This is a genomic window from Lujinxingia litoralis, from assembly GCF_003260125.1.
Lineage (GTDB): Bacteria > Myxococcota_A > Bradymonadia > Bradymonadales > Bradymonadaceae > Lujinxingia > Lujinxingia litoralis.
In genome coordinates this window covers 481,904-491,720 of sequence record NZ_QHKO01000004.1, presented here as the reverse complement: position 1 = coordinate 491,720, position 9,817 = coordinate 481,904, and the positions used below count along the sequence as shown (strand labels likewise).

General features: G+C 65.2%; 11 protein-coding genes. All 11 read right to left on the bottom strand.

Annotated elements, in window-relative coordinates; translation table 11 throughout:
* Window positions 1-6 precede the first annotated feature (6 nt).
* Window positions 7-1,194: an NAD(P)/FAD-dependent oxidoreductase gene (locus tag DL240_RS11590; RefSeq protein ID WP_111730055.1), complete on the bottom strand. Its 1,188-nt coding sequence runs from the start codon at window positions 1,192-1,194 to the stop codon at window positions 7-9.
* A 48-nt stretch (window positions 1,195-1,242) separates the two neighbouring features.
* Window positions 1,243-1,917 carry a helical membrane plugin domain-containing protein gene (locus tag DL240_RS11585; RefSeq protein ID WP_111730054.1) on the bottom strand — a complete coding sequence of 225 codons (675 nt, stop codon included), beginning with the start codon at window positions 1,915-1,917 and terminating at the stop codon, window positions 1,243-1,245.
* A gap of 206 nt (window positions 1,918-2,123) precedes the next feature.
* Window positions 2,124-3,287 carry an acyl-CoA dehydrogenase family protein gene (locus DL240_RS11580; RefSeq protein ID WP_347342257.1) on the bottom strand — a complete coding sequence of 388 codons (1,164 nt, stop codon included), beginning with the start codon at window positions 3,285-3,287 and terminating at the stop codon, window positions 2,124-2,126.
* A gap of 203 nt (window positions 3,288-3,490) precedes the next feature.
* Window positions 3,491-4,069: a hypothetical protein gene (locus tag DL240_RS11575; protein ID WP_111730052.1), complete on the bottom strand. Its 579-nt coding sequence runs from the start codon at window positions 4,067-4,069 to the stop codon at window positions 3,491-3,493.
* A 169-nt stretch (window positions 4,070-4,238) separates the two neighbouring features.
* Window positions 4,239-4,811 carry a hypothetical protein gene (locus DL240_RS11570; protein WP_111730051.1) on the bottom strand — a complete coding sequence of 191 codons (573 nt, stop codon included), beginning with the start codon at window positions 4,809-4,811 and terminating at the stop codon, window positions 4,239-4,241.
* 181 nt (window positions 4,812-4,992) lie between these two features.
* Window positions 4,993-5,583 (bottom strand): hypothetical protein, encoded by a 591-nt coding sequence (locus DL240_RS11565; RefSeq protein WP_111730050.1) that lies wholly within the window; start codon window positions 5,581-5,583, stop codon window positions 4,993-4,995.
* A gap of 102 nt (window positions 5,584-5,685) precedes the next feature.
* A complete protein-coding gene (locus DL240_RS11560) occupies window positions 5,686-6,222 on the bottom strand; it encodes a hypothetical protein (RefSeq protein WP_111730049.1) in 537 nt (178 codons plus the stop codon).
* Window positions 6,223-6,308: 86 nt separating this feature from the next.
* Complete coding sequence (locus DL240_RS19980) at window positions 6,309-6,869, bottom strand: hypothetical protein (protein WP_158542505.1); 561 nt, start codon at window positions 6,867-6,869, stop codon at window positions 6,309-6,311.
* 407 nt (window positions 6,870-7,276) lie between these two features.
* A complete protein-coding gene (locus DL240_RS11545; RefSeq protein ID WP_111730046.1) occupies window positions 7,277-7,858 on the bottom strand; it encodes a hypothetical protein in 582 nt (193 codons plus the stop codon).
* 385 nt (window positions 7,859-8,243) lie between these two features.
* Window positions 8,244-8,894: a hypothetical protein gene (locus DL240_RS11540; RefSeq protein ID WP_111730045.1), complete on the bottom strand. Its 651-nt coding sequence runs from the start codon at window positions 8,892-8,894 to the stop codon at window positions 8,244-8,246.
* A gap of 157 nt (window positions 8,895-9,051) precedes the next feature.
* Complete coding sequence (locus DL240_RS11535) at window positions 9,052-9,759, bottom strand: hypothetical protein (protein WP_111730044.1); 708 nt, start codon at window positions 9,757-9,759, stop codon at window positions 9,052-9,054.
* Window positions 9,760-9,817 lie beyond the last annotated feature (58 nt).

Below are 9,817 nucleotides of genomic sequence, written 5' to 3'. Positions count from 1 at the left end.
GAAACGTTAAGCCCGGCCTTTGAGCATGCCGTGCCAGTACATCTCGGGGAGCATGTAGGCTTTGAGGGCGTACATGCTGTAGCGCTCCTGAGCCTGGTCGAAGGGGAAGCTCTCGACGGGGTTTCCGTCGTAGTCGAATTCGGCCAGGATCAGGCGGCCGTAGCCGGTGACCAGGGGGCAGGAGGTGTAGCCGTGGTAGGCGGCCGTCAGGGGGCGGCCCTGGCGCCTGGCGAGCAGGTTTGCGACGAGGACGGGGACCTGTTTGCGGATGGCGGCGCCGGTTTTGGCGGTGGGCAGGCTGCTGGCGTCGCCGGCGGAGAAGACGTCGGGGAAGCGGGTATGCTGGAGGGTGTGGCGGTCGACCTCGACCCAACCGCCGGCGTCGGCCAGGGGGCTGGTTTTGATGAAGTCCGGCGCGCTCTGAGGCGGGGTGATATGGAGCATCTCGTAGGGGAGTTCCAGGGGGGCTTCGCCATGGAGGCTCTCAAAGACGGCGAGCTTCTCGTCGGGGCGCACCTCAATGAGGTTGCGGCCGAAGTGGGTGTGGATGTCGCGTTCGGCGACGAGTTTTTGCAGGGCCTTTTTGTACTTTTCGACGCCGAAGATTGCGCCGCCGGAGCTTACGAAGTGCACATCGGCCCGGTCGCGGAGCCCCTGTTTTTGGAGGTAGTGCTCGGAGATCCACATGATTTTTTGGGGTGCGCCGCCGCATTTGACGGTGCCTCTGGGGAAGGTGAAGAGGGCGTTGCCAGCGCGGAAGTTTTGGAGGGCCTCCCAGGTGGAGTTGACGGTGTCGTAGGCGTAGTTGGAGCAGATGCCACCCTGGCCCATGTGGCCGTCGAGGCCTTTGATCTTGTGCCAGTCGAGCTGGAGGCCGGGGGCGACGATGAGCTGGTCGTAGGAGTAGGTGCGGCCTTCGGCGGTGGTGACGCTGTGGGCGTCGGGAGCGAAGGTGGCGGCGGGCTCTTTGAGCCAGGTGACGCCGGGAGGGATCACCTCGCTCATGGGCTTGCGGGTGTGCTCGCGGGTAAATACGCCGCCGCCGACCAGGGTCCACAGGGGCTGGTAGTAGTGCCAGTCGGCGGGCTCAAGGATGGCCACGTGCAGGGGGGCGTCTCCCGAGGAGAGGCGCGCGGCGGCGGAGATGCCGGCGGCGCCGCCGCCGACGATGAGGATGTCGTAGTGGGAGGTCATCAGGGGCTCCTGTGGGGGCAAGCGTGGGAAAAGACGGTGGCGAGGCGTTTAGCCGGGGAGCTGGCGCGGAGCGTCGGCGTCGGCCAGGGCGGCACCGAAGGCGCGGGCGACTTCCAGGGCGAAGCCGAGCGCGCGGCGCACGTTATCGTCGCGCAGCGCGCTGAGCAGGCCCAGCATTCCGACCCGGGGGGCGTCGGCCGGGGAGGTATCGGCCAGGGCGTTGAGCGCCTTGTGGGCCGTGGCCAGCGAGTGCGGGGCGAAGGCCGGGGAGGCGAGCAGCGCGCGCAGCTCCGGGCTCTGCAGGAGGGTGGCCAGGGTGAGGCCGGAGGAGGCCAGGGCTTCGGTCAGCTCGACCGGGTCCAGGCCGCGGGCCCGGGCGCGTTGCACCAGGTCATCGACCACATCGACCGCCATGGCCAGTTGGCCCGGGGCCTGTTCGCCGACGTCCAGGAGCTGTTCGAGCGTGGCCAGCACCCGGGGCTCGGTCAGGCGCAGGGTCAGGCGCGTGAGGTGCCGGAGGCGCGCGTCGATGTCGGCGCCGTGGGCCGGCGGGAGGTGGTCGTCGGCGCTGTCGACGGCAGTGGCGATCAGGGCCGGGGCCTGATCGAGCAGGGCGGTGAGTCGACCGATGGAGGCTTCCAGGCGGTCGAGGCGAGCCTCGATGCGGGCCAGGGCGTCCTTGTGGGCAGGGGCGGCCGGATCCAGGGCGGACGTTTCAGACATCAACGTGCTCCTTTGCGTGCGAGCGATGCGGGAGGGTTGGCGGAGTGCTCCGCCACGCTAACCACCGAAGCCGGGCGGACAATCCCGAGCGGCACCGCAGCGAGAGGCGGCAGGCGGATGCAAAAAAGCCCCATCGCGCCCGGGGGGGGCGATGGGGCTCAGGGTGTTTTGGGTGCTTCGGGTGACGCTGTGGGCGTCGGGGGTGATCAGGCTTCGCGCAGGATCTCGCGGCTGATGATGACGCGCTGGATCTGGGAGGTTCCCTCGTAGATCTGGAAAATCTTCGAGTCGCGGTAGAGCTTCTCCACCGGGTACTCGGTGGAGTAGCCGTAGCCGCCGTAGACCTGGACGGCGTCGCTGGCGACCTTGACCGCCATATCCGCGGCAAAGGCCTTGGCGAAGGCCGCCTGCTTGGTGTTGCGCTCACCCTGATCGTGGAGCCAGGCCGATTCCCAGACGAGGTGACGGGCGGCCTGGATGTTCATGGCCATGTCGGAGAGCATGAAGCTGACGGCCTGGTGGCGAGCGATGGGCTTGCCGAAGGTGGTGCGCTCCAGGGAGTAGGCGCGGGCGTGCTCGAAGGCAGCGCGGGCCAGACCGACGGCGGCCGAGGCCACGATGGGGCGAGATTTGTCGAAGGCGCCCATGGCCTGTGCCCAGCCGCCGCCCTCTTTGCCGCCGAGGACGTTTTCGGCCGGAACTTCGACGTTGTCGAAGCTGATGGAGCGGGTGTCGCTGGCCTTCTGGCCGAGGTTGATCTCTTTGCGGCCCACTTCGATGCCGGGGGTGTCGGCGTCGACGATGAAGCCGGTGAGGCCGCGGTAGCCGGCGTCCGGATCGGTGTAGGCCAGCACGAAGTACCAGGAGGCCTTGGCGCCGTTGGTGATCCACATCTTCTGACCGCTGATGCGGTAGACGTCACCCTCTTTGACGGCGCGGGTCTTGACGGCCTGGACGTCGCTGCCGGCGCCGGGCTCGGTGACGCAGTAGGCGGCCATGTGCGGGGTACCGTCGTCTTTGAGGCCGTCGACGAGCATGCCCAGGTACTTCTTCTTCTGTTCTTCGGTTCCGAACATGATCAGCGGGGCGGTGGCCAGCTGGTTGGCCTCCATGGCGGTGCCGATGCCGGTGCAGCCCCAGGCCATTTCTTCGGAGAGGATGCAGGCTTCGAGGGCGCCCAGGCCCAGGCCGCCGTACTCGGCGGGGACCATCGTGTTGAGCAGGCCGAGTTCCCAGGCTTTGGTGAGGATCTCCCAGGGGTATTCGCCGGTCTGGTCGTGGTGTTCGGAGGCCGGACGGATGACATCGCGGGCGAAGTCGCGCGCGGTCTTCTGGTACATCTTCTGGTCGTCGCTTAAGCCGTAGCCGATCATGTTCGCTCCGTGGTGGGGGTTGTGAATGGTCATTCAGTAGGCGGCGTAAGGTTCGGACAAAGGTGCGGAGAAGTAAAGGGAGGGGAGGGCGAAAAGTGGTGATATGAGTCGGGGTGGTGAGCGCGGCGAGTCCCGGGAAACAAAACGCCCGCCAGGGAGCTGGCGGGCGAGTGGTGGGGGCCTGGTGAGGGGGGGCGCGCTTAGTTGGAGAAGAGGTCGCGGCATGGCGAGGTGAGGAGCATATTGTGGGCGTCGTTCATGTAGGTGATGATCGCTTCGGGGGCCTCGTCGTTGAGGGCATTGAGCTTGTAGACTGAGGTCAGGCCACAGCTCTGGATGCTGTCGAGGATGTCGCGAGAGCAGGTGGAGGTATCGATGGCGTCGACGCAGGCGTCGTGCTGGTCAACGAGCACGTTGGTTTGAATCAGGTAGTCGTGGAGAGCCTGGTCGCCTTCGGGATGATCGGTGAGCTGGTCGAGGAAGCACTCATGGAGCTCGTCGGCAGCGGGCGCGTTGGTGTCCTGGTGGCAGGCCTCAGTCGACTCGGTCTGCAGGTCTTCCGGGAAGCATTCGCATAGGTAGTGAAGGTTGGGGACGTCCGCCAGCTGCAGTTTGGTTAAGGCCCTGGCTAGGAGTTCGTGAGTGGTGAGAGCGTCGAATTCGGCGCCGGCGTCATTGGCGTTGGGTCCGGCAGTGGGGCCTTCGGTGGGGGGGCAGCCCAGGTGCAGGGTGCTCAACAGAAGGGTGAGGGTAAGCAGGAGGGGCAGTTTACGAGACACAGTAGACTCCTTGGTCGGGGTATGTTGTTGATTTTAATGGAGCATTCAGGGGGGGGGCGTAGGTTGAGTGATTTGAGTGGCCTCCGAACGGGCTATGTCGGGGGTTCAGCTTTCGAAGTAGCTGATGGCTGCCTGCAGTACGGACAGGAGCGGGCCAGGGGGGATCGTATTAGTCTCCGTCGGTCGGGGGCGCGTTGTTATCTGACGCAGAAGAGGAGATGAGGTGGGCGCAGGATTCGTTGATGGCCTCGGAGGTCGCATTGATCCAGACCTGCTCTTCAGGAGAGGGGAGATTGCTTACTAGTTTCTGATTGAAGCTAGTTAGACAGTTGAGGAAGGCCGCGTCGTTTTGTTCCACGCAGAGGGGGAGGATGTTCGTCTGTATGCAGCGATCGTGTTCGTCGTGGGCGCTGATGAAGTTGCTGACATAGGTGTGCAGAGCGTCGGAGAGTTCGGGGCGCTCGTAGAGCGTTTGTTTGATGCAGTCGACGGCTTCCGCGCTCAGCTCCTGGGGATCAGGCACGTTGACCTGGCATTCCCGGACGCTGGCATAGCCCTGGTCTTCGAAGCCGCAGATGCAGTCGACCTTGGTGTGTTGCGCCAGGAGGTGGTCGTGGATGGTACGGCTCCGTACATAGAGCGAGGCGAAGTCGGCAGGGGCGACGTCATCTTCGGGGACGCAGGCAACGAGGAGGGTGAGGATGAGGATAAGGCCACAGAGTAGGGCGCGGGTGTACGGCATGTGAGTCTCCCGGGGGATAAGGGGTTATAGGAAAGGTCGGGAGCTTAAAGAAAGGGGGGAGAGTGATAAAATAAGTGCATTTACCCCGCTTGGTGTATGGGGTCGTCGAGGTGGGGGAGAAAAAAACGCCCGCCAGGGAGCTGGCGGGCGAGTGGTGGGGGCCTGGTGAGGGGGGGCGCGCTTAGTTGGAGAAGAGGTCGCGGCATGGCGAGTTAACGAGTAGCGCGCCGGTGTCATCCATGAAGGTGATGACGGCGGCGGGGGCGGCGTCATTGACGAGCTCAAGCTCTTCGTCCGCGGTCCGGCTGCAGGCGCGGATGCCGTCGAGAATGTCGCGGGAGCAGGAGGAGGTGTCGAGAGCGTCGACGCAGGCGTCGCGTCGGTCGAAGAGGGCGTCGACTTCCACCAGGAAGTCGTAGAGGGCCTGGTCGCCATCGGGGTGCTCGGTGAGCTGGTCGAGGAAGCACTCGCGGAGCTCGTCGGCGGCAGGGGCGGCGGTTTCCTGGTGGCAGGCGTCGCTTGAATCGTGTTGTCGGTCTTCGGGGAAGCACTCGCACATGTAGTGCGTGGCGGCGACTCTCTTCAGCTGCACATTGGTGAAGGCGTCGGCCAGGAGCTCGTCGGTGGTCGCCTCGTCGGGGGTGGGGCCGGCGTCATCGTCGTCGGCAACGGGGACAGGGTCGGCGGTGGGACCTTCGGTGGGGCCGCAGCCCAGGTGCAGGGCGCTTAACGCGAGGGTGAGGGTAAGCAGCTGGATCGGTATACGAGACATGGTGGGCTCCCTGGTCGGCACAGTTCGGTGGTTTCGAGTGCGGGCATCCTAAAAAGATGAATGTGCAGAGCAAGTAAAAGCACGTGAACCCCGACGGGGAGTTCAGGGGGGGGAGGAGTTGAAGCAGCCGGCGGCGGTGGCGTTCTGCTCCAGGTGGTCGAACCAGCGTGCGGTGGCCGGGTCGGCTTCGTGGGTGTCCAGGGTTTCGATAAGAGCGGCGCGGCAGTCGGAGCGTCGGGAGAACTCGTTCTGGCTGCATTCCAGGGGAGAGACGGCCTCCTGGCAGGCCTGGTAGTCGGTGAGGGCGCGCTGGTAGAGGCGTGCGAAGCGGCGCACCCCCTCGGGGGCCGGCGGGGCGTGGCGGGCGCTCTGGGTCAGGCAGTCGGTGAGAGCCTGGCGCTGGTGGGGGCTTATGGAGTTGGCTTCCAGGCAGCGCGCTGGCGAGGCGTAGCCGTCGTCTTCAAAGTAGCAGGCGCAGAGGTAGGCATTGGTGTCGGTGTGGAGCAGGGCCAGATGGGCCAGGGCCTGGCCCACGTCGTGGGCGAAGCCCGGGGCGTTGTCCGGGCCGGCGAGTGGGAGCGCGCTGCAGGCCAGGGCGGTGGTGGCCAGGAGCGCGGCCAAAAGCTGGCGAGGGTTCATCGGTTTAGAGTCCGTGGGGCGGGGGGCGTATCGTTGTCGGCTGTTCATGCGAAGCGTGGGAGGCGTTATCGCCAGGGCTGTGGGAGTCAGTAGCAGCCGGCGTTCAGGACCGCGTCGTCGAAGATCTGGAACCAGCGCACGCTGGCCTGGTCGGCGGGCCGGGCTTCGAACTCGGCGATGAGGGGGGCGCGGCATTCGGACTGGCGGTCGAACTCGGCGCTGGAGCAGTCATCAGCGCCGAGATTCAGGCAGTAGTAGTAGGAGGCGTCTGCGCGTTGGTAGCGTCTTAGATACTCCTGCACACCTTCGGGGGCGGGGGGGAGATCAAGGATGAGCGTGTAGGCGCATTGCCTGACGTTGTTGCGGTCGGCGTCGCTGACGGAGGTGCGGATCATGCAGTGCTCGAAGGAGTCGAAGCCGTCTTCTTCGTAGTAGCAGCCGCAGCTAAACGCGTCGGCGTCGGCTCCGATGAGATGGAGATGGGTGTAGGCGTCGGCGAAGTCGTTGGCAAACTGGGGGGAGTTGCCGGAGTTGGAGTTGCCGGAGTTGGAGCCGCGGGTGTGGGAGGATGCGGGGCTGCAGCTTGCGAGAAGGCAGGCCAGGGAGGAGGTGGCCAGGAGCGCGGTCAGAAGTCTGCGAGGGGTCATCGGTATCGAGTCCGTCGGTTGGGGGCGCGTCGTTTTCCGACGCAGAGGAGGCGATGAGGTGGGCGCAGGCTTCGGTGCTGGCCTCGAAGGGGGGGCGTATCGGGCTTCATCTTGTGGAGAAGGAGCATGGCCTGCAAGGGGCTGGTGGGCCATTTGCCAGGTTGGTGAGGAAGGCTTCGTGGTTTGAAACGACGCAGGGGGGCGACGAGGCGCGAATCTCTACCCGTGCGGTGTGCGAGCATGGCGTGGCGAGGGAGAAAAAAAACGCTCGCCATCTGGCGAGCGTGGGGAGCGCGTGCCGAAGCCGCGCGGGTATGGGGTGTTGAGCTGACGTTGATGCCCGGTCTGCTACGTCGAGCGCTGCGCGGAGGTTGCATTCACGGGCCTCCGCGTCTGCTCACGCCCTACTAGTTAGAGAAGAGGTTGCGGCACGACGAGGCGAAGAGCATCTCGCCGGTGTCATCCATGTAGGTGAGGACGGCTTCGGGGGCTGTGTCGTTGAGGGCATTAAGTTCCTCGCCGGCGGTGGTGCCACAGCTCTGGATGCTGGCGAGGATGTCGCGGGAGCAGGAGGAGGTGTCAATGGCGCTGACGCAGGCGTCGTGACGGTCAAAGAGTTCGTCGACTTGAACCAGGAAGTCGTGGACGGCCTGGTCGCCTTCGGGGTGATCGGTGAGCTGGTCGAGGAAGCACCCGTAGAGCTCGTCGGCATCGGGCGGAGTGTTTTCCTCAAGGCAGGCCGCGGTCGACTCGGCCTCCATGTCTTCGGGGTAGCATTCGCACAGGTAGGTGGTGTCGGCGAAGTAGGTCAGCTGGACGTTGGTGAAGGCCTCGGCCAGGAGCTCGGTGGTGGTCGGCTCGTCGGGGGTGGGATCGGAGTCGGGGGTGGGATCGGGGTCGGCGGTGGGGCCCTCGGCGTCACCGCAGCCCAGGTGCAGGGCGCTCAAGATAAGGGTGAGGGTAAGCAGCAGGATCAGTTTACGAGACATAGCGAACTCCGTGGTCGGGACATTTCGGTGATTTCGAATGGGGGCATCCTAAGAAGATGAGCGGGCAGATCAAGTAAAAGCGCGTGAGGCCGACGGGGAACTCAGGGGTTGAAGCAGCCGATGTTGATGAGAGACAGGTGCTGGTCGGAGCGTATCGCGTGGGCTTTGAGGCCGCGCGGCCTGAAGCGGGCGAGGATTCATCGGCTTAGAATCCGTCGGTCGGGGGCGCATCGTTGTTTGAGGCAGACGAGAAGACGAGATGGGCGCAGGCGTTGTCGATGGCCTGGAGGGAGGTGTCGAGGTGGGAGAAAAAAAACGCTCGCCAGATGGCGAGCGTTTGGGGCCCGCAGCAGGGCTGCGGGCGTGAGGTGTGGCGAGTTTGGGCTTAGAAGCCGCCGTCGCCGCCGTCGCCGTTATCGCCGCCGTCGCCGGGCTGGGGCTCGGGGGAGTCGCCGAAGCAGGAGACCTCCACGGCGTCTTGCATGTCGTCTAACCAGGCCTGGTCTTCGGGGGTGAAGGTCTGGCCGTCGACGATCTCGTCGCGTTCGTCTTCACAGGCTTCGATGGCGTCGTCGATGGCGGTCTCGTCGCAGATCTGGGTGTCGATGGTCTGGAGGCAGCGCTCGTAGGCCTGGAGAGCGTCGAGGGTGGTTTCGAGCACAATGTTGAGGGAGGCCGGGGGATCGGGTTGTTCGCTGATGACCTGCTGGATGCAGGCGCCGATGGCGGTGTCGAGTCCGCTGTCGATGCTGGCGTCGGCCACGCACTCCTCGACGCTGTCGTAACCCCAGTCTTCGAAGGCGCAGGTGCACTCGACCTGGGCCTCGACCAGATCGTTGCTTTCTTCGGCGTTGAGCACATCGGTGACGGTGGTGTCGAAGGAGCCGCCGTTGTCTCCGTTGTCTCCGTTGTCGGGGTCCAGATTCACTGTGCCGCCGTGGCCGGTGGCGGTGCCGCGGCGCTCAGAGGGGCCACAGGCCGAGAGGAGGGCGGGGATGAGGACGAGGCAAGCGAGCAGGGTAAGTTTGCGAGACATGGGAACTCCTACACATCGTGAGGGGGGGGGCCGGGTGGTGATGCCGGGAGTGTAGGGGAAGTGCGCTGGCGAGCAAAGGGGTGCGCTATTCGGGCGGGGACATGAAAAAACGCTCGCCAGCGAGCTGGCGAGCGTTTTTGAGCGTGAGGCGTTCCCTTTAGAGGCAGGTGGTGTAGGCCTCGACGTAGAAGTCGTCGACCCAGTAGGGATCGAAGTCCAGGCTGCAGTCATCCAGACCTTCCTCGTAGGCGCCGTAGCAGTCTTCGAGGTCGGCGTTGACGGCGTCAGAACAGGTGCCGAATGCGATGGGCTCGTTGCAGGTAACAAAGCTCTGATAGTTGGCTGCTTCGCAGGCGACGTAGGTCTCCAGATCGCCCTCGAAGTCGTACATGCCGTTGATGAGAATATCGTTGAAGCAGGCTGTCAGGCTGGCGCGGTCGTTGGCGCTATCGGGGAGGACGCTTTCGTCGATGCACTCCTCGAAGGTGTCGAAGGGGGGCTCGTAGAGATGCGGGTTACAGACGCAGTCGTGGCGGTGGTAGGCGTTGAAGGCCAGGGCTTTATCGGCCTCGAGCTGCGCCAGGGTGGCGAGGAGGGCGCTGACGTCCACGCCCTCGTCGGTGTCGGGGTCATCGGAGGAGCCGGCGTCGGTCTGGTCTCCCGGGTCCTCATCGGTGTCGGGGTCGTCGGGGGAGCCGGCGTCGGTCTGGTCTGAAGGGTCGTCGTCGGTGTCGGAGTCGTCTCCGGCATCATCGAGGTTGACGGGGCCGTCATGACCGGTGGGGACGCCGCGGCGCTGGGAGGAGGGGGAGCAGGCGCTCAGCGCGAGCATCAGGAGGAGGATGAGGGGCAGGTGTTTCGACATGGGGAGGACTCCGGGGGGAGGAGGACTCAGCGAGCCGGTTGTGGGCGAGCGTGATGAG